This window comes from Agrobacterium sp. 16-2014-1-2a (assembly GCF_053522705.1).
In genome coordinates this window covers 32,646-55,362 of record NZ_JBNWBX010000010.1, presented here as the reverse complement: position 1 = coordinate 55,362, position 22,717 = coordinate 32,646, and the positions used below count along the sequence as shown (strand labels likewise).

At 54.0% G+C, this 22,717-nt stretch carries 17 protein-coding genes and 3 pseudogenes; 4 read left to right on the top strand and 16 right to left on the bottom strand.

Annotated elements, in window-relative coordinates; genetic code table 11:
• Positions 1–61 precede the first annotated feature (61 nt).
• The 12 genes from virB11 to virA all read right to left on the bottom strand — a co-directional run bounded on the left by virB11 (position 62) and on the right by virA (position 12,557).
• Positions 62–1,096: a P-type DNA transfer ATPase VirB11 gene (gene virB11, locus ACQZ45_RS23195; protein ID WP_010891493.1), complete on the bottom strand. Its 1,035-nt coding sequence runs from the start codon at positions 1,094–1,096 to the stop codon at positions 62–64.
• A gap of 40 nt (positions 1,097–1,136) precedes the next feature.
• Positions 1,137–2,270 (bottom strand): type IV secretion system protein VirB10, encoded by a 1,134-nt coding sequence (gene virB10, locus ACQZ45_RS23190; protein WP_045231710.1) that lies wholly within the window; start codon positions 2,268–2,270, stop codon positions 1,137–1,139.
• Complete coding sequence (virB9, locus tag ACQZ45_RS23185) at positions 2,267–3,148, bottom strand: P-type conjugative transfer protein VirB9 (RefSeq protein WP_010891495.1); 882 nt, start codon at positions 3,146–3,148, stop codon at positions 2,267–2,269. The genes virB10 and virB9 overlap by 4 nt, the downstream gene beginning before the upstream one ends.
• Complete coding sequence (locus ACQZ45_RS23180; RefSeq protein WP_010891496.1) at positions 3,145–3,858, bottom strand: type IV secretion system protein VirB8; 714 nt, start codon at positions 3,856–3,858, stop codon at positions 3,145–3,147. Before ACQZ45_RS23180 ends, virB9 begins: the two co-directional genes overlap by 4 nt.
• Complete coding sequence (locus tag ACQZ45_RS23175; RefSeq protein ID WP_010891497.1) at positions 3,845–4,012, bottom strand: type IV secretion system lipoprotein VirB7; 168 nt, start codon at positions 4,010–4,012, stop codon at positions 3,845–3,847. The genes ACQZ45_RS23180 and ACQZ45_RS23175 overlap by 14 nt, the downstream gene beginning before the upstream one ends.
• A gap of 34 nt (positions 4,013–4,046) precedes the next feature.
• Positions 4,047–4,934, bottom strand: coding sequence for a type IV secretion system protein (locus ACQZ45_RS23170; RefSeq protein WP_010891498.1), 888 nt, complete (start codon positions 4,932–4,934; stop codon positions 4,047–4,049).
• Between the two features lie 100 nt (positions 4,935–5,034).
• Entirely contained in the window at positions 5,035–5,697 is a 663-nt protein-coding gene (gene virB5 / locus ACQZ45_RS23165; protein ID WP_010891499.1) for a pilin minor subunit VirB5, read from the bottom strand.
• 16 nt (positions 5,698–5,713) lie between these two features.
• Positions 5,714–8,083: a type IV secretion/conjugal transfer ATPase VirB4 gene (gene virB4 / locus ACQZ45_RS23160; protein ID WP_045231711.1), complete on the bottom strand. Its 2,370-nt coding sequence runs from the start codon at positions 8,081–8,083 to the stop codon at positions 5,714–5,716.
• On the bottom strand, positions 8,083–8,409 hold the full coding sequence (locus tag ACQZ45_RS23155; protein WP_010891501.1) for a type IV secretion system protein VirB3: 327 nt from the start codon (positions 8,407–8,409) through the stop codon (positions 8,083–8,085). The genes virB4 and ACQZ45_RS23155 overlap by 1 nt, the downstream gene beginning before the upstream one ends.
• A complete protein-coding gene (gene virB2, locus ACQZ45_RS23150; protein WP_010891502.1) occupies positions 8,409–8,774 on the bottom strand; it encodes a pilin major subunit VirB2 in 366 nt (121 codons plus the stop codon). Before virB2 ends, ACQZ45_RS23155 begins: the two co-directional genes overlap by 1 nt.
• On the bottom strand, positions 8,774–9,511 hold the full coding sequence (locus ACQZ45_RS23145; RefSeq protein WP_045231712.1) for a type IV secretion system lytic transglycosylase VirB1: 738 nt from the start codon (positions 9,509–9,511) through the stop codon (positions 8,774–8,776). The genes virB2 and ACQZ45_RS23145 overlap by 1 nt, the downstream gene beginning before the upstream one ends.
• Before the next feature lie 544 nt (positions 9,512–10,055).
• Positions 10,056–12,557, bottom strand: coding sequence for a two-component system sensor kinase VirA (gene virA / locus ACQZ45_RS23140; RefSeq protein ID WP_045231713.1), 2,502 nt, complete (start codon positions 12,555–12,557; stop codon positions 10,056–10,058).
• Between the two features lie 835 nt (positions 12,558–13,392).
• Here virA and tzs point away from each other — a divergent pair.
• The 3 genes from tzs to ACQZ45_RS23125 all read left to right on the top strand — a co-directional run bounded on the left by tzs (position 13,393) and on the right by ACQZ45_RS23125 (position 15,979).
• Positions 13,393–14,124, top strand: a complete 732-nt coding sequence (gene tzs, locus ACQZ45_RS23135) for a (dimethylallyl)adenosine tRNA methylthiotransferase (protein ID WP_010974913.1) — start codon at positions 13,393–13,395, stop codon at positions 14,122–14,124.
• A gap of 439 nt (positions 14,125–14,563) precedes the next feature.
• Positions 14,564–14,806, top strand: coding sequence for a hypothetical protein (locus ACQZ45_RS23130; protein ID WP_045023278.1), 243 nt, complete (start codon positions 14,564–14,566; stop codon positions 14,804–14,806).
• Positions 14,807–15,268: 462 nt separating this feature from the next.
• A complete protein-coding gene (locus tag ACQZ45_RS23125; protein WP_045023280.1) occupies positions 15,269–15,979 on the top strand; it encodes a hypothetical protein in 711 nt (236 codons plus the stop codon).
• 1,165 nt (positions 15,980–17,144) lie between these two features.
• On the opposite strand, the pseudogene ACQZ45_RS23120 reads toward ACQZ45_RS23125, so the two are convergent.
• Positions 17,145–17,321: pseudogene (locus ACQZ45_RS23120) on the bottom strand (transposase); the annotation flags it as partial.
• A gap of 454 nt (positions 17,322–17,775) precedes the next feature.
• Between ACQZ45_RS23120 and ACQZ45_RS23115 the strand changes: the two are divergent.
• Positions 17,776–18,527: pseudogene (locus tag ACQZ45_RS23115) on the top strand (type II toxin-antitoxin system HipA family toxin); the annotation flags it as partial.
• A 97-nt stretch (positions 18,528–18,624) separates the two neighbouring features.
• Here ACQZ45_RS23115 and ACQZ45_RS23110 read toward each other — a convergent pair.
• The 3 genes and pseudogenes from ACQZ45_RS23110 to ACQZ45_RS23100 all read right to left on the bottom strand — a co-directional run bounded on the left by ACQZ45_RS23110 (position 18,625) and on the right by ACQZ45_RS23100 (position 22,717).
• Positions 18,625–19,059, bottom strand: coding sequence for a VirK family protein (locus ACQZ45_RS23110; protein WP_010891509.1), 435 nt, complete (start codon positions 19,057–19,059; stop codon positions 18,625–18,627).
• A 900-nt stretch (positions 19,060–19,959) separates the two neighbouring features.
• Entirely contained in the window at positions 19,960–20,898 is a 939-nt protein-coding gene (locus tag ACQZ45_RS23105; RefSeq protein WP_010891511.1) for a hypothetical protein, read from the bottom strand.
• Positions 20,899–21,608: 710 nt separating this feature from the next.
• Positions 21,609–22,717, bottom strand: a pseudogene (locus tag ACQZ45_RS23100) (IS110 family RNA-guided transposase).

Below are 22,717 nucleotides of genomic sequence, written 5' to 3'. Positions count from 1 at the left end.
AGCATTGCTACAAACGTAATTCTACAACGCGCCATGCGGCATTTAGAAACATGGATCACAACTACTGCTGGTTAAGAAGATCGCCTATTGTCTCACCGCGCCGACGCGCATCGGCAGCGAGCCAGATTTCGCCCACCTCGTAAATGTCACCGTGGGCACGGAAGGGTACGATGACATCAACTGCGGTTGCGAGCATGTCAATCAGGGTGCGATCTTCCAAGCTAGCCCCCTGAGCGCTGCTTTTCACGAGCGAAAATAGCTTTTTGAAACCTTGGACGGGATTGGCACCATGTATTGTGGAAATCGATCCCGGATGCCCTGAGACGACTTCACTCAGATAAGCCCACGCGGCATCGTCGCGTATCTCGCCGAGCAGTATTCGGTCCGGTCGCATGCGCAGGCTAGCCTGTAGCAGGTGCTCAGCGGTCACTGCGCCCAGCCCAGCCCCATTCTTAGAATAAAGCAGCCTTACGTGGTTCTCGTGTGGAATGACGAGTTCGAGCGTATCTTCGATGGTAATCAGCCTTTCCTGCGGCGGGATAGCGTTGATCAAGGTCTTGCTCATCGTTGTCTTGCCACTCCCGGTGGGTCCGCAAAGCAGCATCGTCAACCGACCAACGACACATGCGTGCAGAAACGCCTCCAGATCCCCGTTGTCATAGTACCGAAGGATAGCTTCATCATGCTGATCATGCCGTTTTTTTCGTCCCTTCCACTGATTCCACCTCGGAGCATCGTAACGGGACGAGACTTCTTTGAGACTAGAAACACGGGAACTTGGCCGTCGAATCGTCAAGCTGACGGTGCCCGACGGTACCGTCGGCGGCAAACAGATTTGCAGCCGCTCGCCGTCTGGAAGTTCAGTTGCGCAAAGTGGGTTGCGTGGTCCAACGTCCTGTTTTCTCAGCGCGCCTGCTAAAATAGCGATATCTTCGAGATCGTCATAGGAGACAGGCAAAGGGAACTTGAGGAAGGCGCCGGCCTGGCGCACAAATGCCTCCCCAGGTCGATTTATCGCAACTTCTTCGGTCCGCGGGTCATCGAGCCATTCCAAAATTGGCTTGAGAAGGATTCGTAATTGCGGATCCACCTCCATTTGTATCGTATCTCCATCTGTAAGTGATAAGTTGAATTCGTTATGGACGGCGATCCCGCCCCCGCGCCGCGCGACCAGCCATACGAAGCTGGTATATGCCTGAGAAATCGAGATCCCGTGCGACAAAAATGGAGACCGTGTCGCCCTGATTCTTCTTCAGGGTTGGCGGTATGTTGATCGTGGCCTTGAGGGCTGTGTCTGCCGTTTGTTCACCGTTATTCTGGACGCTGTTGAAGCTCGTCCCTCCACCCGAGCTGCCAGCGTAGGTGCTCGCTGCCTGGAAGGCACCTTGGACGACACTCAAGAGCATGGCCCCGCTAAAGCGCTGCCAGAAGTGATTGTCGACGGTGCCCGGCAATCCCGAGCGACCGAGTTCGTCAGCGCTTGGTGACGCAAGCGAAATCATGGCATGGTCGGGTGTCTCCGCCCGATCCCAGAGCACAAAAACACGCGTATCTCCCTGTTGCAAACCGCGCTGGATCTCGCCAACAACGGTGGTGCCGCGATCAAGAAGCACAACGTTGTTCGTTGTTCCACGAACATCCCAGGGTAACACGCATTTTACATAGCCTGCCAGACTGGTGTCGATTGCCGTTTGCAAGATACATGGAATAATCGTCCCCTCCGTCACCATGAAGTCGGGATGAGGCAAGAGCGTAGCCCTGGTGGGCTGCAGCTCGGTGGGCTTCATGCGTATCGAGAGATCATTCTCGGCGGACACTTCGACCTTCGGCAAAGGACTGTCTTCCCCATTGCCTTCGCGTCTTCGGTCCGTTTCGCCTTGTTGAACGCGCTTGCTGGTCCCTTGATCACCACTGGTGTACGCAAAAATCGGTGTTTCTTCCGGCCGCGGCTCATGCCGTTCCGGCTCACTTCGTGCTGGCGGAGGAGCAGTCGGCTGAACAGCTTCCTGGGCAGCCGGAGGATCAAGTGTAACGTCAATCGGAGCCGGATGAAATGGCTTGGTGTTCGTGGCGATCATGGTTGACGGGGGTGCGTCCCCGTTTTCCTTCTTTTCACGCCCGCCAAGCCAAATGAGGCTAAGTGATAGCGCGAGAACTACACCTCCTACGATCAACTTTTGAGCCCCCGAAAGGCGCCGGTGATGTGTGTCGGAGACCAGGGACCCCGACGCATCGACATCATGCGCCGATTGCTGATTGTCGTCGTTCACCCTCTCACCTCCTTTAGGACGCGCTTCACATCGGGCCTCACAGTGCCCGTCTCCGGCCTGCGGCCGACGGGATCGTAGGCGGTATTCCAAATGCATAATACCGTGTGGCCATCCCTCAGACGCCAACCACGGGAAACCGAAGAAATCTCGACATAGCTCCCTTTGACTGAATAGTTAGCGACAGCTTCCTTTCCATCCGGATTTATCGTGTAGATGGAGGGTATGCGTACATTACCTGGGAAGTGAAATACCGTCGTAAATCCATCATCGAAGACTTCGAGCGGCAACAGCGAACGATCGCCCTGAGCGACATAGTGCCAATTCTTGTCCTCGGCACCAACGGTCGTGGCAGGCTGCTCCAATAAACCCTCTGCTCTCTGTTGATATTGCGCTTCCGCACGTATACGGTCTGCAACAGCCTTCTCTTGTGCCGCCTTCTGGCGAGCCGCTGCGTCATCGGCAGGGTAAGCGAATTGTACGCTATAGTAGAGATCGGCCTGCTCTTTATCGAGGTGCGGCAGCGTCTTGGAAGAGATGCTGAAAACGTAGCGTCGCATACCGGCGTCACTCGCAGTTAGCACGACCACTGGCTGGGGTGGGAGAACCTTGCTAGCCTTGAAGAAAAGATAATTTCCGCGTGGAAGGGCCGCGAGATCTTTGCTATTGGAAACGGCAACAGCTGTCACCGTTTCGTTAGCCCCGAAAGTAACAACCAAAGTGGCTCCAACCGCCGTTGAAAGGCGCACCACTTGATCGGGATTGTAAGCGAGATAACGCATGCGCGGATCAAGTCTGCCCGCCGTTGGCGTGTCTTCAGCCCTCGCGCCAATCGCCGCAAAAAGTAAACATGCCAGAGTGAGAAATGCTTTTTTCGTCATGGTTCGCTGTGGCCTGCGTTCGAAACGGTATCTTCCGATGTCTGGTAGGAGGTGACAACCAAGCCTCCCGGGTTGGTCAGTCTCAATCTGCCGGGCAAGCTGGTCACCTTTTCATAACGAACCGTAGCAGTCCAAGTGCTCGCCATCGGCATTTTGCCGTCAACGATGAGGGTTCGCTTATAGCGAATTTGCTGCACACCCGGAGTAACATCATTCGAAGCGATGTGTTCGACCTCTAGCCTGCCGTGTTTGCCGAGGATGACTTGAGGCGAAGTTGGATTGGGATAATTGAAGAATTGCTGATAATTTTGGCGCACCATTGGGGCGCTGAAGTTCGAGACCAGGTCATAGGCGTACTGGGCGGTATCGGCATCATAGCTCTCGCGCAGCCGAACATACTCCCACAGTGAGGCGTTAACGACGGCCTCCTCTTGAGTTGCAGGCAATCGGGAGACGGACACCTCGCTGTCAACGGTGCCATCCGGCCGTATCCATAGATATACCGGCACAAGCCTGATCAGCGGCACCATGGTGGCAATTGTGAAGGCTTGCGCAACATTCCCCAAAACCGCGATGGTTGCGACAGCTGCAATGACCTTGGAGAGGCGCCGCGCTGATTTCGCACGCGCAGTTTGGAAAGCTTCCACTTCCTTGTAGTGCTCAGCCAGGGTTTCCCGCGCTACTAGCAAGGCGTATTCAGACCCCTTCATGGCGACCACCTACGTTGCTGAGCTGAAGATCTGACGGCGTAGGCTGCCATCGCCCCACATTCAGCGGGAATATTGGGCCTTTGCAGCTCGCCAATTTATCGTTTGTCTGGCAGCCGCCTAAAGCGAGAGCCAGGCACAGCAGGCAATATTTCATAGAGTTCTCCACCGACGTGAATTTTTTGCGGGACCTAACGACGCTCGACCTGAGCGAAGCGACGGTACAAGCTGTTGGCAGATTGGGTCGCGCCGCTCCAATAACTGCCTCCGATGTTGCCGGCGATTGCCGGCAAAGCGACAATGAGTGCGTCACCAGTCAGAAAGAACATGTCGAGTTCGTAAAGACCAATGATCTTGGCCGCGGTCGTACCGGCAAGGGTGATTACACCAAGCATAAGCGTGAGTGCAGTCGCTTCGGTTAGGATGACTATTGTCGCCACGAGGTTTAGCAGGAGAAGTAGGAGACCATAGGTGATAAGTTGCCCGATCCACTTTGCCGCGATGTCGCGCGTGCGATCAAAGATATATCCCGTGAGGATCAAAGGGCCGATCGCCAGAAGCACTTTCGTGAGAATTCCGACGGCGTCGTAGATTCCGAAGGCAGACCAGAGCGTGCCATAAAAGACCCACTGAGCCCCCTGGAAAGCAAGGATGTCCTGGTCATTCATCGGGCCGATTTCAGATGCAATTCTCTGAAATGCAGCCTGGGTTAGGGCGAACATTGTATCGAGCTGAGCGGGAATGGTCTGCAGAGGCAGGCCGCTGCCACTAAACTGCTGAATAAAGTTTGGAATCGTCTCTTCAAAGACTGAAACCACATAGTCGTGGTAGTTGGCCTGCCCGACGACAAGGGCAACAACGACGGTGACCGTGATCACCCGAGTGATACCGCCGCGCGTGTCGATTTCGCCACGCATGACCAGAATACCCTGAACGATAATCCAAAGAGTGACGCAGGCGACCAATGGCGCGCTCACCGCCTCTTGGATCGTCCCAAGCATTGTGTCCAGGCTTGTCGTAAAGGCTAGATCGAAGATCGTATGAATGGCCGTAAACGGCGCCGGGATCGTGAAATTCATCGTTTGGACCTGACCTTGACTGGCTTGTCGCAGAATGTCGGATACAATGAACTCGCATCCTGAAATGTGCAGATGGGCGGCACGAATAAGTCGCCCAGTCTCAGGGGACGGCCCCAAAGATGACCGCAGTCTTTTGATGCTCCTTACGTTGAGCGGCCGCCTCTTCCGCCTCATGAAGGCCAGCCTGCGCGGTGGTCATCGTTAACAAGCTGGTCGCCTGTACATTTTGAATCATTGCGTCATGGATCTGCTTGAGAAGCAAACCGTTGGTAACGGTTGCCTGCATGATATTGCGAGAGCGAGAAAGCTGTGTCGAGGTCTCGGCATTCGCTGTTAAGCGTTTGTCCATCGTCTCCAGGTTGTCAGCCGCAATGCCCGCGCTATTTGCGGAACCGGTGATCTGCGATCGCAACAGATCCGCTTCAGCGTCGCCACCAACTACGGCGCGATCTGTATCGGTGGTGATCGCACGTGCCGTGGTCGACATTGGCATTCGCGGCGAAAACATTTCCGTGTCCAAGTCCCTGGTCGAGGGATACTGATTTTTTTGGTTGAGCGAAGTTAGTAGGCCGGTGACGCCATAAGCCGAGGTTAACATCGCCACCATCGTTATGGTCTGTTCGAGATTTGCCGCAGTCTCGAGCGCCGTCGCCAGCGTCTCAGCTTCCGTCGCCGGATCGCTGACAACGAACTGCGCCCGCGCGGGCCCGACCGAAAGAAGGCTGACGGCCATGGCCGCAGCAACAAGTTGCATGATCTTCATAGTTCCCCACCTTTGATCAATCTTTTGCCTCGTGGTAACGAGCCATAAATTCGCTGAGCCAGGCTGATGGGTTGTCCCCCTGTACTTTGCGAAGCTGATCCGCGAAGCGCACCGTGTTGGCGCGCCCCGAAAGTACGGCGACATATTCGCGCATTTCCCGCAGATCGAATTCGCAGACGACGCTTCCGCTTTCTCGTTTAAGCAGAAACTTCCGGCTACCTACTGCCATGTCTTCACGGATCGCCTGAAATTCCTTTTCAGTACATTTCAGTCCATCGATGTAAGCCGATCGATCTGCCGTGGGTGAAGGATAGAAAATCTTCGTCATACATTGCGCGACGAGACTGGCGCCTAGCTGCGATTCCAGGACATGCTCAGGTTGCTGCGTTGCCAGTATCAGCATCCCATTGTTTTTGCGGACAGTAAGCAGGAACTTGTCGACGACCGCCGCAAATTTAGGATTTAGCAAATAGGCGCGAAACTCATCGCAACTCATCACAAACCGACGGCCGTCAACCATGGCTCCAATGCGGTGCAGAAGATATGCTGCGGCGGCAGCGCATACTTCCTCATATTCGAGAAGATGCGTCATGTCGAAACCAGTAATCGAAGGATCCAACTTTACTTCGTCGAGCTCGCCGTCGAACGCCCAGCCTAGTGCATTGCCACGGCACCAGCGTTGGAGTCTCGCTCCCGCCCCTTCGGCGGGTCCATGCAACAAAAATTCGCGTAACCCCGCGATTGAGCGCATGTGGGGATCAAACGAGAGCTGCCGATGGATACCCCGCACCAGACGGCGATTTTCCTCGGGGGATATTCCTCCACGGCCATCGCTCTCAATGAGCGCCACGATCCATTCGCGCAGAAAATCATGTGAAGCCGCTGTATTTTCCAGGCCACGCAATGGCGCCAATCCGCTCGGCGCTCCTCTACGGAGCGCCAAATATGTTCCCCCGGTGGCGCGAACCAGCAGCTCACTGCCGCGGTCCTTGTCGAAGAGGACAACCGCACCCGCGCGGTCGACCATGCTCTGCTCGAGCATCGCGAGGATAAAGGTCATGAGCGTCGTTTTACCCCTCCCGATGGGACCGAATATCGCCGTCATGCCGACATCGTGCTCGTGCGGGATGTAGTCGAAAGGGGTTCCACCATTGGTACGAAAGCGCGCAATCGCGTTGCCCCAGTGACCTGAGCCGGATCCCTCGGGAAAATTCTCGAATGAGACTAAACCAGCGAAGTTGCGCGATGTGATCGCTCCCGGACGCGTGCGCCACTTATAGTTGCCTGGCAGCTGCGACCAATAAGCCGCCTCCATGCCGATGCCCTCTTGGACAACAACAGCTCCCGCATCCGCCAATCGCGTCCGGGCGCGGGCACCTCTATCTGCAAGACTATTGAGATCATTTGCATATATGCAAAGACTCAAATGATGCGCCCCCATAACGAATTCGTTGCTCGCTAGTGCGTCCTCCGCCTCGGATAATCTGCTGATTTGGGTGACGGCTTTGTCGCCAGAACTCAACATTTGGCTGGACTTGAGGCTGAGCTTCGAGTGGGCTTGCGAGCGAGTCAGAAACGAGAAGCTCTGCGTCAGAACAAGCGGAAAATCGAGAGACAGTAGCACGTTGAGCATACCCGGTCGCGTCGTTGCGGGGTATTCGCGAAACGAGTAAATAGATCCCACATAACTATCTTTTGGTGTTCGGATCTCGAGTCCCCGCTTGCCGCAAATAACTCGGTCGGTATAGATCGAGGCGCCGAGCGAACCGCTAACGACGGGAACCGGCGTGAATCGACCAGTCATTATCAGCCGCAGAGCTTCTCCAACCTCCGTAAAAAGCACATCTTGCTTCTCACGAATACCAAGACGACGCAGGCCGTACGCTTCGAGAGCGCCAGCGACAAGATGCCAGAGATCTTCCAGGTTCCTGGTTTGAGCTGTGAGATCGTTTTCTTTTTGTCTGTAGCGTTTGGTGAACCTTCTCCTCACTTTGCCAAGCGCGGCCCGGGGAGACACGATCAGCGTAAGGAAGTGGTCATTGCGAAGGAGTTTGCCGGAGAGAACGCGCTCCTCAAAAGCTTCGCTCAGACTGGCGGAAAAAGCGCTGCGGAAATGTCGCGCGGGTGACGGCGGCACATCGTCATGACGTACGAGGTGAGCATATATTGACACATGATCATCAGCGATATTGCGCAAGAGCGTATTAAATGCACGGCAACGTGCATTGCGCATTTCGGCATCTTCGAGTTCGAAGGCCATGCCACTTACGTGCGCCATCGTCATGATCGATCCATCTTCTAGAAGGACAATCTGGTCGCTGAGGTGCCCGACGTAGGGTAGATAGACCTCGCCAGACCTTTCGGTTGTGCCACTTGCTCCGAGCATTACGCCATTCCTCTCCCTCGCGCGGGAACCTTGATTGGATTTGGGCTAACGCTTGCGCCGCCCCAAATCAGACCATCAACGCTCCTTCCCGCCGTCTGCAAAAAAAGAAGAACGACGCTGGCCGCGTTATAGTCTCGTTCCACCACAAGCCGCGCTCCGAACCACAAGGGCACGAGAACGACTTCGTACAGCGGGTTCTGAACGATGACGATGACAAAGCCGGCAAACATCACGAGTAGCCCCGCCAACGTCAGCGGCACGCCAAGAAACAATGCGGGCCGTGTCGCCGCCAAGTAAAGGGTTGCTTCTTCCAGACGATCATTCATTAGCCACCTCCAGTCAGCGTTTTGCCCAGGAAGCTGGCTCCAAACATGATGACAATGCCGCCGACGACGCCGGCAACGAGACCGAGTGAAGCGCGACCGAACATCCAGGAGATTCCGATGGCCACGATGCCAAGAACAGCGAGTGACTGGCCGAACGGACCAAGGATAAACGTGCATATGTTGTTAACCATTGTGGCTGGGTCAGTGCCGCCACCTGCAGATTGGGCCGCGGCCGGCCCAGAGGAGAAAATGCTCCACCCCATTGCACCGACCACGCTCGGCGCATAGCCGGATACCATGCGCATCACCGCGTTCGAGAGCGAGAGGCGATTCAGATGTACACGGTATCTTTCAAAGCATCGCATTATTGCGGACCTCCTTGATTTAAGTCGAACAAGAGTTGATCGTCGTCTTCGGATTTGCGGTTGTCCTCGTCTGGCGGCGGAGGCGGACCGGATGATCCGCCAGATCCGCCCTCCGGGGAACGACGCTTATATGCCCCCCAAACATCCCATGTTTCCTCGGATCCCGGCTTCTCACGATCATCTTTTGGACGCGCGGTTAACGGGGGGACGAGCTGTTGAGCGGCCGTTTCAACTTTTCGCACGTAGCCGTTCGCGAAGCCGTGCGTAAAATCACCGGTGTTATAGGCGGAGATTGCCCGACGAAGCGACAATTGCTCGTCGTCAGCCGTGTTGCCGCCAGCGTAGCGGCTCCCAAGCAAGTTTGCGGCGACAGATAATGACGTGCAAGGTTGAAGGGCTCCGTCAGGTGTCAGACCGAGCACGGAAAAATTCCGGGAATTGATCTGCATGAGCCCAACATCCAGCGAATGCCGTGCTTCGAGACGGTCCATCACGACTTGCGTTGCTTGAGCCTGGTTCTGCCAGTGAAGCGTTTCGCCGGTGGTATTGTCATGCACAGCAAGCGGATCAAAGCGACTTTCGACCTGAGCGATCGCTGCAAGCGTAGATGGAGCAACGGATGGAGCGCATTCGCGTGCAAAATTATTGAACTCAGCAAATGAAAGTGGGGCAGCACCGCTCGACGGGCACGTGGAGGCCAGTAAGATAATCGACAGCGGCCCTGTTGCCTTCAACATTCCCCATCTCCCCAAGCTCATAACCAACACAGCCACTTCGGTCGGAAGAAATGCTGTCATCTGATGTTCACGATTATCGGGAGGGTCGGTTACTCTAGGATTTTTGTTTTCTTCTTTTCGATTTCATTTGAAGCGAAAACGGCTTTCCATGCACTTAAGGGTGCGGCGACGAAAGATGGCTCTCTAAGACAACGGCGAGGATCTAGAATGCCGTCGAAGTGAAATTCCAGGGCGGAATGAACGGGGGATGGTTTCAATAAACTGTGGCACTTCGCAGGCTCCGATCAGGGTGTCGATCGCGCCATTTGCGTGGCGAGGGTATCCGCCTATGCCGACTATCCTATGTCCGAGCTCAGCGAACATATGTCTTGTTCTTCGAAGACGGTATCGAAGACCTCCAGCAGATAATCGCCAACCTTCGGGTCTCAGAAGACGCACCGCCACAACCGACTGCCCAAAGCGATTGCGAGAAACCATAGCTATAGGCGCGCCGAACAGACGTGCTGATTACCCTGGTCGAGTCTCCTGAAAAACATCCTCAACTCTAGGCTTTGATCTTGGTACGAATCGCGTAGGCCATCGTCCTGGAGGATATAGGTTTGGGCAGAAAAAGCGCGGACGTCATGTCATCGCTGGAAAGTGACATTTTAAGATCACTTCCTCCAATGATGATGGACGCCGTCTTGAAGGCTGCGTGCAAAGCAGTAGCACTCTGATTCTCGGGAAGAGACGATTGGTCAACTAGAACCAGATCGGCTTGCTTGCCTTTTGATATCCAATTGCAAAGGTCTGCACATGTCTTAAAGCCCACCGGCTCATAGCCCAGAGCGGCGATCTTGTCTTCGTACACCTCCCGCAAGACAGGATCTGGCTCAATCAATGCCACAATTTCTCCGTTGCCTCGCGGTGTTTTACAGGGCCCAAAAAACGCGTCCGGGCTGACGGGCTTCTTCGAGGAAGGAGGTAGATAAATGTCGAAGCGCGTCCCTCGCCCTACGGCTGAAGTAACGTCAATATATCCTGCAAGCGCGCTGACATGACCGTGCACGGCAGCAAGACCTAGACCCGTGCCGCCGCTGCAAGAGCGTGTTGTAAAGAAAGGCTCAAAAATGTGGGGGAGCACAGTTTCGGCAATGCCTTCACCGTCGTCGCTGACAGAAAGAAGAACATAGTCGCCAGCTGGCATAACACCATGCGCCAGTACTTTCTGTCGAGATACAAAAATTCGGCTAACGATGATGTCGATTTGACCATCGGCGGTAAACGCCTGGGAAGCGTTCTTGCAAAGATTCATCAGCATCTGCTGAACCTCTAGCGGGCTTCCTTCGACTACGCTCTTCTTGTCGTCAAACTTGAACTTCAGCTCGATGTTGCGCTGCAATGCAACACGCAATAAGGGAGCAATTTCCATTACGAGTTCGGAGACACTGAACGGCTTTGTCACGCGTTCTAGTTTTCGACTTAGAGTCAAGATCTGATCGATAATGAGCCTGGCTCTGTCACCCGACGAAATAATTTGGTCAATGTGTCTTCGGGTGACAGATGACCGACGCAGCATGTTTTGCGCCATTTCAGCGTACCCGAGGATTGCTCCCAAAATGTTGTTGAACTCATGCGCTATTCCACCAGCAAGTGTACCAACTGCCTGAAGACGTTCCGCATGCTCTAATCGCCTCTCCAGAATATCGCATTCGGTCTGCTTACGCCGAACATCGATATAGTGGCAGAGGCAGGCGGTGGCGAGTTCAAGAAGCTGAACTTCGCCTGGACAAGATTTCAGACGATAGCCCTGGTAACCGAGGGAACAAATCGCTATCAGTTGATCCGTAGATTTGTGTGCCAGCAGCATAGAAACGCCCGGAGTCTCCGGAGGAAGGCAGCTGACCTTTCGCGTCGACATGATGCGGAATACTGACGCACGCTCATCCGCTCTGGCAAGAGAAACCATCTCGCGTAGCGCGAGGTCCTCCCAGACGGGCTCAGGCAGCTTCGCAGCGAAACTTTCGACAGCCCACCTGTCACCATGGTCCACCAATGCTAGTGCACACGATTCCGCATTAAAGAAGCGTTGAATAATTCCAAGCGCAGCTTGCGCGGACGAATTGAGGGACGACGCTGTGGCCCCTCGCCCCTCGAAACAAACCCCAATCTCTTTGATTACCTCTTCGTAATCCAAACGCCGCGTTAACCAAGCCGTTTTCCGACGCAGCCTATAGACCAGTGAGATGATGTAGATGCAAAGGCCCACCGAAACGGAACCCAAGAAGATCCGTGCCCGCTGCTCCCTCACGCTTTGCAAGCTATAGGCCTCCAAACACTTGCGCTCCAATCTTTCGGCAATTTCAGCGGTGTCGGAGGTCTGAATCATGTTTACGGCATCGTTCACACGGGGCAAAAGCGACAAGATGACGCGACCCTCGCGTGCAAGTATACGGATAGGAACTTCAGCCCCACCGCTAGCTTTTTGGAGCATGTCGAGTTCGTGACTGATCTCCAACGAGAGTGTTGGGCTTGGCTGACGCACAAACTGCAGCATCAGGCTGCCCAATTCGTTCGAATTTTCGACCGTCTGATCCGTCGACGACATTTTGGGAAGAATACTAAGCGCGCGAGTGAAGCTGGCAAGCGAATCTTGCAGGAGCACGTTTTGCGCTCCGAAGGCTGCAACGGCCGCGTCGGTCGTATCCACGGACACCTTTAGCTTGTCGAGCAGTTGAGAGAAATCATTGCCGATCACAAGATGAGATTGTTTAAATAGTCGCTTCAAATTTTCCAGGTTCTTCCGCAAAGCTCCCAACCTGGAGATAATGGGCCGGTAGTTCGCCACCACACCCGCTTCCGCGCGGAGTACATCCCGCTGCAGCGAAGCACTGTCGATGTTAATAGCTCGCAATTGGGTCAGGATCGCCCGATTGGTTTCATTGTCCTGCCAAGACGTAATCGCCATCAAGGCAAAAATCATTGCAGCAACTACCAAGGCCAGGATAGACCAAGGCTTGGCGCCTGTCTTGAAATCTTGCCGAGACGGTGAATACCTTCCATTCATCCGCACTTACGTCCTCGTACCAGCGCTCAGTCCCACCCCGGTGGCCCTTAGGCCGCACAGTAGGGTTTGTAAATGGGTTTGAAGCAACAAACGTCGACTCAGTGTGTTTCAAATGAAACACAGCCTCGGCATTCCAATGGATGTTTCCGGTTGCCGAGGTGTTCTTTGACTCCGCGCGGTGGCTGGTAGGATCGATATGGTCGGGATGTCGCCGTTTGCACCGAGAAAAATGAAATCGTCGACATTAACAATATGGCTGATCATGCGTCGACAGGGCAAGTTGCTATGCTATGCGCAGCGAGAACTGCCGTGGCGGCTGCCGCGGACACTAGCGGATATTAGGTCTGTGTTCGTACCACCTTAGAGGCTGTCGGCTTCGAAACGAAGCCAGGACGTCAGCGCATATGAGACCCAACCGGCTTTTTCGTGTGCATATCCGTTAAATATTCTTCAGCGGCATTTTTCGTTTCAGTGACCAAGCAAAGCTGCAACACGAACTGTCAGGTGCTGACGGAGCATACCGCGCGGCCGATGTGGCTTCCCTACTCAAATCGCCTATCCGCTTTTCGACGTTGCGTTAACGGGGTCCGCTGCATTCACCATAAGCAGGTGTCGGGGCCAAACTCCTCAATTGTTCAGGAGGACAACGGGATGGAAACTCTCATGGCCGAATGAGCCGGCAACGTCAAAAATGTACGATTACAAATGTAGCGCGATATTAGTTCAGCAGATTGCGTAAAGCTGGTAAAAATCATGCAGTAAAACATCATAATCCGAATTGAAAAATCTGGTTTGGAACAGATGGGATATCCCATTAAATTTATATGAGGCGCACATGTTACTCCATCTCATCTACGGACCGACTTGCAGCGGCAAAACGGACATGGCGATCCAAATCGCACAAGAAACCGGGTGGCCGGTGGTTGCCCTTGATCGTGTGCAATGCTGTCCTCAAATCGCGACAGGTAGCGGAAGACCTTTGGAATCGGAATTGCAATCAACGCGGAGAATATATTTGGATTCCCGCCCCCTCACCGAGGGCATCCTTGACGCTGAGAGTGCCCATCGTCGACTCATATTCGAAGTGGATTGGCGGAAGTCCGAAGAGGGTCTTATTCTCGAGGGCGGGTCGATTTCGCTTCTCAATTGCATGGCTAAAAGTCCGTTTTGGAGATCGGGTTTTCAATGGCATGTCAAGCGGCTACGTCTTGGGGATTCGGACGCCTTTCTCACCCGAGCCAAGCAACGCGTTGCGGAAATGTTTGCCATCCGGGAAGATCGCCCCTCGTTGTTGGAGGAGTTGGCGGAACTCTGGAACTACCCTGCCGCTCGACCGATTTTGGAAGATATCGACGGATATCGCTGCGCAATTCGTTTTGCGCGCAAACACGATCTCGCAATCAGCCAGTTGCCAAATATTGATGCAGGGCGGCACGTAGAGCTCATAGAGGCCATAGCTAATGAATATCTTGAACATGCGCTCTCGCAGGAGCGCGATTTTCCTCAGTGGCCAGAAGATGGCGCAGGACAGCCTGTTTGCCCGGTCACGCTGACGCGAATTCGGTGATTCGCCGCTTCATCATTTGACCTGCGCGTTGGATGGCCATCGGCGGCGCAGCATCGGTCGGCGTCACCTCCAAGCGCGACATGCGGCGCGCCAAAGCTATTCGCACATCTTATTTGAATAAGTGATTTCTTTCGAAGCACCTCGGCCGGCGCTCGGTCCTCGAGGGATTTGGCCGCTTCCGAGTTCCAGCAGTTGCAGATTTCGATTAGCCGGCGTCGGTCAGGCTTCAAAGTCGACTTCCATCAAAGTCATTTTGGTTACACGTCGACATTGCATCTCAGCAAGACGAGTGGCTGTGCCGACTGATATCGACCGATTGCCATTACGTACAGCAGGCTTATTCGGTTACATTTGAAACCAATCTTTGGTCTCCTGTAATCATTATACTGCTGATGGACTGCACATATCGTCGGTAAGCTTACATAAGGAGTACGATGACATGGGGCACCAAAAGAAATCAGATAAGCGCCTGGGCTACTCGCATCTGCGATTGGCAACTATCGACGGCGTATCCCTGCCTGATCTACAACTATCGCCCGACCGGCAGCAGCGCCCGACTTCGACGAAGAGGTCCTTTTTCGAGCAACTGCTCTTGGATTTTGCGTTCGGTTGCGAACTATTTTATCCGATCCAGCTATACGAGCATCTTGCAACGCGCGAGGGGGAAGACCAAGAGCGCTGACTCGCAAGTGAGAATAACGATTCGATAGATTTGGGAGAAATCCAACCAGCCGCCGCGCTCCTGGTTTGAAACCCAAGTCCATTGGATTTCCAAGTGCCATGATGAAAATTGTCGCCACGCTGGACGAAAACCAACGTGGTATCTCACTCGTCAACACCTGCAAATTCCAACTATAGGTCGGCGAGTGGACGGAGGATATCATGGACAACATCGATGTGACGCAAGCAAAGAACGGCTCGGGCACCTAGGCTTCAACAGGTGCGAACCTGCGCGGCAGGAACATCAAAAGATGGTAAGAAAGTCAATCGGGAACCTGACCGGTATACGGTGCGCCCAAGGCGCAGGCCAGATCTTGCTGCCGGTATCATATATGCTGACAACGCGCGCTCGCCTCCCAAAATCAACGCAATTTGACCGCAGGGTTCGCCCATCAAATTTGCTCCACAAAGGATTTCATTCTCCGTGTCATTATGCCCTTCGAAATGCTTTCGAATCGCCGCACTTGCAGCGGCCTCCATCGTGCTGGGCACCCAGATCGCAATTGCGCAAGAACCGTCTATAGGGTCTCAGTGGTTGAACACGCCGGCATCTCAAGTGGAAGCGCTTGCGGTTCTCCAGACCTTGAATGCCAATCTCCTGAGTAACGCCAGTGCTACGTTGACCCTTGACCGCTGGTGCGCCGGGCACAAGCTCGCACCGGAAGGTTCCAAGATCCTAGCTCAGCGTGTGCGCGGGCAAGCCAAGCCGGCCGATGATCATATCCGTGAACTACTGACCGTCGGACCCGACGAGCCGATCGCTTATCGCCGCGTTCGCCTAGTCTGCGGCGACCGCGTCTTGTCCGAGGCCGACAATTGGTATGTGCCGGCAAGATTAACGGCCGAGATGAATCAGGCATTGAATACCAGCGATATCGCGTTTGGCAGAGCCGTTCTGGCTCTCAATTTCACACGCACCAATCTATCTGCCAAGTTACTCTGGTCTCCTCTATCAGAAGGCTGGGACATGGACGGCTTGATTGCGTCTGGAAGGGGATCTCCTACCCTGCCGCCATTCCTGCTCGAACATCGTGCTGTGCTGAAACTTCCTGACGGCACGCCGTTTAGTACCTTGGTAGAAAGTTACACAAGCAAAGTATTAGACTTTCCGGTTCCACGCTCGCTTGCTCAGTAGTGTTTTGCGACGGCTACCGGATTCACTGCTCGAAAGAGAACGGATCGATACGAGTCATCCAGATCGCTTTTCAAGCTCAGGAGCTCGCTATAAAGGCGTGCTGCACAGGATCGGTTCGTCGTAACCGTGTTGAACAGCTGGCTGAAAACATCTTTGAGCGGGGCTGGCCATTCTGCCGCGCTCGCCCCTCGCATCATTCATGAACGGGCTGTCTTGGACGGCTGGCACTCATGTTCCCACGATACGTCAATAGGTCCCCAGTCGGATTGCAGAAACTGTTCGCGCCGCTATCGGCCAGCGGCTCCATCTCCTTACAAGAAACGCGAACGCAATTAGCAACGAAGAGGAACCCTATTTTTACAATGGCAGGTTGGTGCATCTGATATTGTTTGATCTAAAGCTAGATGAGGTCGGTTGTGCGTCGCGGACCGGTGCCTTCGCTGAAAGCAGCAAGGTGTGGAACTGGTGCTGCGTGATCTTAGAGCAATAGCGTTACCCGGCATGCAGCGGACGACGCGCTGCGCCTTAACTGCTTGTTTTTCTTCCCGTCCTAGAAATGCGGAGGCAACACGGATAGTTGTGGTTATCGGGAAAAACGATCAGGTTCAAAAACCTTTATGGAATGGGCGATTAATCGGGCCGAGGAGATTGTGTCGGCCAGGGACTGGATTTGCTGCGCTCGACATCCGAAGGTCATCGATGGAGCACCGATTATTGTACCATGCGCCTGACTATTGCGATTATTGAAGCGCTGATCGAAGCTCGCAATTTTGAGCAGGCGCCGTTCGAAAACGTTCAAAAGAACTGATGGCCAGCCGCCAAGCGCAGCTTGTGCTCTATTTAGCCAAACTAATTGAGGGTCGGGGGATCTATTGAATATTAGCCCTGTCACCAAAGGTTAAGTTGGTGACAGGGCGTATCGCTGACACGGGGTGGCGATAGTGTCAACGACCAGGGCAAAATGCCAATACCCCAAAAGAAGTCCGATGAACATCCGCTCTGATCGCAAGATTCATGCGAAATATGCGACCTGCTATCCAAGAAACCTTGGCGTCCGGATCATGAGTACAACCTTGGCGACATTTTTTGCGCATTTAAACCGGACGTTCGGTGCTCAAGCGCTTAGCTTCCTCGGTCCGAAGCGCATTGGGCCGGTCAGTACTCACTTGCCTATCCATTTCCAAAGGAGGTTGGCATTGACCCCATGTTCGAGCGCAAGTCTCGATACCGATGCCCCCGGCTCAAGGCAGGCTGCGACAAGCCGCTCCTTCGATACCGGATCAAAACGACGTCGCCCGTTCCGGCCTATAAGCCTCACACGCAGTTTCTGATCATCTTCCATGATTTGGCGTCCACCTCATTTTAGGTGGACACCAAATGCCTCAGCTCATTCAACGGAAAAAGGTGCGGGGTATTGCGCGCTTACCCTAAACCGCACCCGCACTTGGCGACTTGCGAGCTGAAAAATTCGTGAGATTATCTGCCGTTTCCAATGGATTGCCGAATGGCAAGTGCGTCGCGAATTCGGCGAGCAATTCAGGCGGAAAATGAGTTTTTCGTTCGGCATTGCATCCAACGCCGAGAGAGCCTTGTGGGATGCCAGTCTGCTGCTTTTCTCCCTTCGTAGATCAGCCTCCAATATGGCTCCGGCTCTACCACTTGGGCCTGGTCGGCCGAACCGCTTTCACGATACATTTGAGATTGCACCCTCGTCGAGGCAGGGATTCGTTGAAGGATGCGGAAAGAAACCTCATGAATTGAGCTTTCATTGCTATCACCCGCAATTATGCCGCTAAGATGAAGGCCTGCAGCTCATCTTTGCCCCAGGCTCCTCCCTTGGCGATGCCTGCCCGAAGGCCTCGGTCATCGACCAACATGGTCGACTCTCAATCGCGAAATTCCCGAAGGAGACCAACGACTACAGCATGGAGAGCTGGGAAGAGATCGCGCTGCGGCTGGCCGGCCAGGCAGGTATCGCCACTCCTCGGCACGAGTTGATCGACCTCGCCGGCAAGGCCGTCATGTTGTCGCGACGCTTCGATCGCGAAGGGGCGATCCGCACCCCGTTCCTGTCGACGATGGCGACGATGGGCGGCGAGCGCGGCAGCTCTCCGGAGATCGTCGATGCCCTTGCTAAACACGGCGCCCAAGGTAAGACGGACGCCCATGTCCTCTATCGGCGTGTCGTCTTCCATGTGCTGATTTCCAATGTCGACGATCACCTGCGCAATCACGGTTTCCTGTGACTGGGAAAGGCGGACTGGTCGCTCTCGCCGGCATACGACCTCAAACCCGTTCCGACCGATCTGAAGGCTCGGGAGCTGACGGCGAACATCCATCTCGACGAGGGCACCTGCTCGCTCGATCTGCTGGAAGCCGCGTCGGAGTTTTTCGCGCTCTCACGCTGCCGCAGGCCCGCGCGATAATCAAAGAGGTCGCGACCATGACCGCAACCTGGCGCGATACCGCCAAGGCGATCGGCGCCCGCTCAGCCAAGATCAATCGCATGGCCAGCGCCTTTATTTTAAAACGAGCGCTTGCGCTATGACGAGTACCTTTTTCATAACTCGAACCACCACCTGCAAATTGCCTCGCCGGGCAGATTAAGCCAACTCTGATTGGCGTCACACAGGAGTCAGAGATCACTATGGAGCGAAGAAACTCAACCCGTGACTGATCGCGCACTTGTAGGCCAAGCTGGTACCTTTTCTCTCGTAGCTTGGCATGTTGAATACGACCATAGTCAGTTCGGCGTCACCGTCCAACCGGATTTGGTAGCGAAGAAACTGAAGAATAGGCTTACCGTCACGATCAATCGTAAAGTGCTGATCCGCAAAAGCGAGGGTGCCGTCAGAAGTGATTCTATACCCATCTATGCGAATGCCTCCGCGCGTCTTCGTCGGCGGTGTATCGTCGGTCCCCGGAGTACACAAACTTAAATCGACCATAACGTCCACTGGCTTGCCGGTAGTCAGTGCAAGCGCAATCTCGGGAAAGGTTGCTAGTACATGACTATCATTGGCAGCGTTTGCAGCCGTAGCCAAAAGTATCCCAAACAGGGTCGGTAGCATAAGTTTCATAGGTGATCCTATTTAGATTGACTAAAAGAAGGTAAGCCATTCCGATACTATGGAATTGCTGTTACGTTGAGCTTTGAGATGAGGAGTCAGTCGCCTAGCAAGCCCTGCCTTGCAGTCGCCCCGTCTGCTTGATGAGAAGCAATCTCTCAGCGCGGACGATGATTCCACTAGGATGGCGTTTTCGGCATCTCCATGTTTCTGTTTGGTATGAAGTGTTGAGGGCGGCGGATTCCCCTGAAGCTCCGAGCGCCATGAGGTGATCCACGCGCTCATTCGCACGCGCTCCGGTGCTTCGAGACATTGCAGTTCACGGACAGCAAAACGCAACCCCGGAGGCGGGCCGCGCCGTTGCACTATCGCCACTTTGAGAATTTTCAGGCCCCGTATTCGCCTGTTTATTTCCGCGCATGGACAAGGCTCCGAAACCGTCCTCTTTTCCAAAGGCTGCACTCAGGGAAGATCGGCTCAATTGATATCCCTTTGCATTTTTTAGTTCAGTGCAGTCGACGTTGCATCACCGTGTTGCACCAGATCGCAACCAGAGGGGTGGGGCCGGATAGGTAATGCTTTCTAACCTAGGCGTTTTAGGCCGCAGCGTGAAACCGGAAAAACCGCTGCGTCTACCATCCCTATCACGTCCGGTTGACACGGCCCCTACAGACGAACGTAGGGTCGGACGTTTTCAGAAGGATTTCAGAAACGCCGGCGAAAGCTTCATTTGAAACAAATGGGGCCGTACATTCGAGACCTGATGTCCCTTCAGAATTTGTGAGGGAAGTGATACGGGATCAAACAGCATTCGCGTCATGGGGCGGTTCAACTAAAGACGTCCCCAAAAGTCCCGTCAGCGGCAAGACGATGCGATGTGTCAACTTACAACAGCGCGGTGGATCCAGGAAATTATCGCGATAGTCCAGAGCGACTTCTGTCACGTGAAGAAGCGTCTAGCTCGGCTCGCGTACGGTTGTAGACCTCATTGATATTTTTCTCAAAGCTTTCGTTCGTCGTTAGGAGTCCCACTGCATTTGGACCGCCTCTTGCTAACGACGCACTATATCTCTCAATTGTCTCAATTACTGTGTCTACAGCTCTGACCTCAGGCCCCGCCGCGTCCCTATATCGTCTAGGATTTGCGTCCATGGTTTTTTGAACCTCGAAATCGGCTATGGCTCGGCCAAACAGGGGAGACAGTCGCGGACGGCTGCTCCTCTCTTGTTGTATGCGAGCCAGTTGATCCGCATTTAGGTACTTTTCGCCTTGGACCAGCACGTCGACCGCAGGGCATTTCTGGCCCATATTCCAGGTCAAAGGGGGTTCTAGCCGCAAAATTTCGATAGAGCGTTCGATAAGTCGCGTCTTGTTTGCTTCACCAAGATCATTCAAGTGTTTTATGACACTAAGAATTGCGTCGCACTGAGCAGATTCAGGCAAATTGAGTATATTGGTGACAAATCTCGATTTTCCCGCTTCAGACTGGAACTTAAGAATTGGGCCAACGGCTCGCGTTCTGGCCGTCGGAGAGGGTCGGTTCGTCTCCCACTCAGGTAATTGATTTCCGGGAATGACCGTATCGAACACGGTTTTGGCGGAGGCGCCAATTCGTTTCATTCGCGCGTGATATTTTCCGACGGGATCACTTGTAACGGCTTCACGACCTGCACGCCCTGTACGTTCCAGGCTTCCAAGATTTCGTGCCGTTTCTACCGGGTCCTGGGTAGGAATATAAGTTGCCACCTTAGCCAAAAGCTCGGGAGGCATATCCCTATTTGTCGATGTAGAATGGACTTCCGTACGGGACGCTTCGGATTCATCACTTAAGCTTCGTTGGCTGGGCTCCATCGTGCATGCTCCTTCTTTCTCTCAATCGGTCGGAACCTACTGTGATAAAGAGAGAGCCTCAATTTTTATTGTATTACTTTTGCAATTAACAACCTGTGATTCAATTGACCTGGTGAAAATGCACGATGTTGAAGTAGTCATTTTCCGAAACCAAAGCTGGAGTAGTGTCTTAGCGCCGTAGATGGTCACCCTCACGTTTAAGCGCCAAGCGATTCCGATTGCCACAGGCGGAATGATATAAGAAAATAGCTTATGGTCGATCTTATAGAGTAATATTAATCAGACTATAGCATGATTTTTCTCCTAACGCACATGCTGCAGGCTGACTGATTATAAAGAGAATCTTTACATTTCGATTCTCGAATAAGATACCGAACCACGTCGAAACGGTCGCATTCCTGGGGGCAGAACAAGATTAGTGCGAAATCGTACGCTCTCATAAGCGATTTAGGTTTTCCGGGCGCATTTAAACTACCCCGTTTTCGCGAGGTCAGTCAATTGATGCAGCCTGTGCACGGTGCTGGAGATGGCGATCCGAACCGATGGTTATCATACTCTCATCCGCGGATTTTCACCGCCTGACCATATTCGATGCGGGCTTGCCTCTCTCTAAGGACGGATATCTATCCCAACGTAAGTCGAGGGTTCCCTGTTCTTTGGCCGTCATCTCCAGCATGCTGCACAGGCAGAAAGGTGCGGTACGTCTCGGGCTATGCTGGGATCGGCACGTGCCGGGCAATATCCCAGATAAAGCCAGCAAGTTCGCGCGCAATAGCGGTCAGAACACGAGGTTGTGGTTTCCCGGTTTTTGAAAGGTCCCGGTACCGCTTGCACAATCGCGTCTGCGCTTTCCAGCCAATATCTTTAATCTCTTGAGGCTGATGCTGACTGCGCTTCAAAAAAGGATGTCTTTCTCGAGGTGGGTGTCGATACGACAACTAGCTTCAACCATCATGGTTCGGGCCAGGGCATTACCTGTCTTTGTAATGCGCCCCCGTCTGACTGTCCTGCCGCTGGAATGCTCACTTGGCACCAGCCCCAACCAGGCCATGAGCTGGCGTGGATTGTCGAAGCGGTTGATGTCGCCGATCTCTGCGGCCAGTGTCGCAGCGATGATCGTGTTGACGCCGCGCAATGATCGCAGGGCATCGACCAGTGCATCAAAACGCCAATCCTTTACAGCATCTTTAATGGCCTGATCCAACGTGGCGATGCGCTCTTCGATCTGGCGGATGGTTCGCTTCAGTTCCTCAAAAGCCAGTTGCTGATGTGGAAAGCGGAATTTGCGCAGCTCATTGACCCAGCGCCAATGGATTTTGGTCCAGTAAGTAGGTCGATTGTAGCGAAGGCCATGCCGCAGCAGAAAGCTCTGGAGCTGCTGTTTTGCAATCTTCAGCGCATCCAGGGACTGTTTGCGGGTTCGGATCAGATCCCGCATAGCTTCCTGTTCTTCATCCGGTGTCCAGACCGGGGTCAATTCGCCTGCTCGCCACAGCCGCGCCAGCATTTCCGCATCGCGTCGATCGGTTTTGATCCGGTCGCCTGCACGACGAGGGATCATGGCCGGAGAGACGACAGCACAATCAAATCCAAGCTTCGTGAGCAAGCGATGCAGACCGTATCCGCATGGGCCTGCTTCATAGCAGAAGATGGGTTGGGTGTTTGCGGCAACAAGCCGCTTGGTGAGACCTAGAACACTATCTGCAGTATTTTCAATCACACCGTGAAATCGGATCTCTCGATTCCGACCGTCGTCAGCAATGGCGACAGCTATCGTGTCAGCATGAACGTCGAGGCCTACATAAACTATTTTCTCCAT

Bases quoted from the DNA above. Each gene is read 5' to 3' on its own strand.
- ACQZ45_RS23110 (WP_010891509.1), bottom strand. From the start codon at position 19,059: ATGAAACTTATGCTACCGACCCTGTTTGGGATACTTTTGGCTACGGCT.
- ACQZ45_RS23180 (WP_010891496.1), bottom strand. From the start codon at position 3,858: ATGAAGGGGTCTGAATACGCCTTGCTAGTAGCGCGGGAAACCCTGGCT.
- virB5 (WP_010891499.1), bottom strand. From the start codon at position 5,697: ATGAAGATCATGCAACTTGTTGCTGCGGCCATGGCCGTCAGCCTTCTT.
- ACQZ45_RS23175 (WP_010891497.1), bottom strand. From the start codon at position 4,012: ATGAAATATTGCCTGCTGTGCCTGGCTCTCGCTTTAGGCGGCTGCCAG.
- ACQZ45_RS23105 (WP_010891511.1), bottom strand. From the start codon at position 20,898: ATGGAGCCCAGCCAACGAAGCTTAAGTGATGAATCCGAAGCGTCCCGT.
- ACQZ45_RS23145 (WP_045231712.1), bottom strand. From the start codon at position 9,511: ATGTTGAAGGCAACAGGGCCGCTGTCGATTATCTTACTGGCCTCCACG.
- ACQZ45_RS23155 (WP_010891501.1), bottom strand. From the start codon at position 8,409: ATGAATGATCGTCTGGAAGAAGCAACCCTTTACTTGGCGGCGACACGG.
- ACQZ45_RS23130 (WP_045023278.1), top strand. From the start codon at position 14,564: ATGGGGCACCAAAAGAAATCAGATAAGCGCCTGGGCTACTCGCATCTG.
- ACQZ45_RS23170 (WP_010891498.1), bottom strand. From the start codon at position 4,934: ATGAATTTCACGATCCCGGCGCCGTTTACGGCCATTCATACGATCTTC.
- tzs (WP_010974913.1), top strand. From the start codon at position 13,393: ATGTTACTCCATCTCATCTACGGACCGACTTGCAGCGGCAAAACGGAC.
- virB9 (WP_010891495.1), bottom strand. From the start codon at position 3,148: ATGACGAAAAAAGCATTTCTCACTCTGGCATGTTTACTTTTTGCGGCG.
- virA (WP_045231713.1), bottom strand. From the start codon at position 12,557: ATGAATGGAAGGTATTCACCGTCTCGGCAAGATTTCAAGACAGGCGCC.
- virB2 (WP_010891502.1), bottom strand. From the start codon at position 8,774: ATGCGATGCTTTGAAAGATACCGTGTACATCTGAATCGCCTCTCGCTC.
- virB11 (WP_010891493.1), bottom strand. From the start codon at position 1,096: ATGGAGGTGGATCCGCAATTACGAATCCTTCTCAAGCCAATTTTGGAA.
- virB4 (WP_045231711.1), bottom strand. From the start codon at position 8,083: ATGCTCGGAGCAAGTGGCACAACCGAAAGGTCTGGCGAGGTCTATCTA.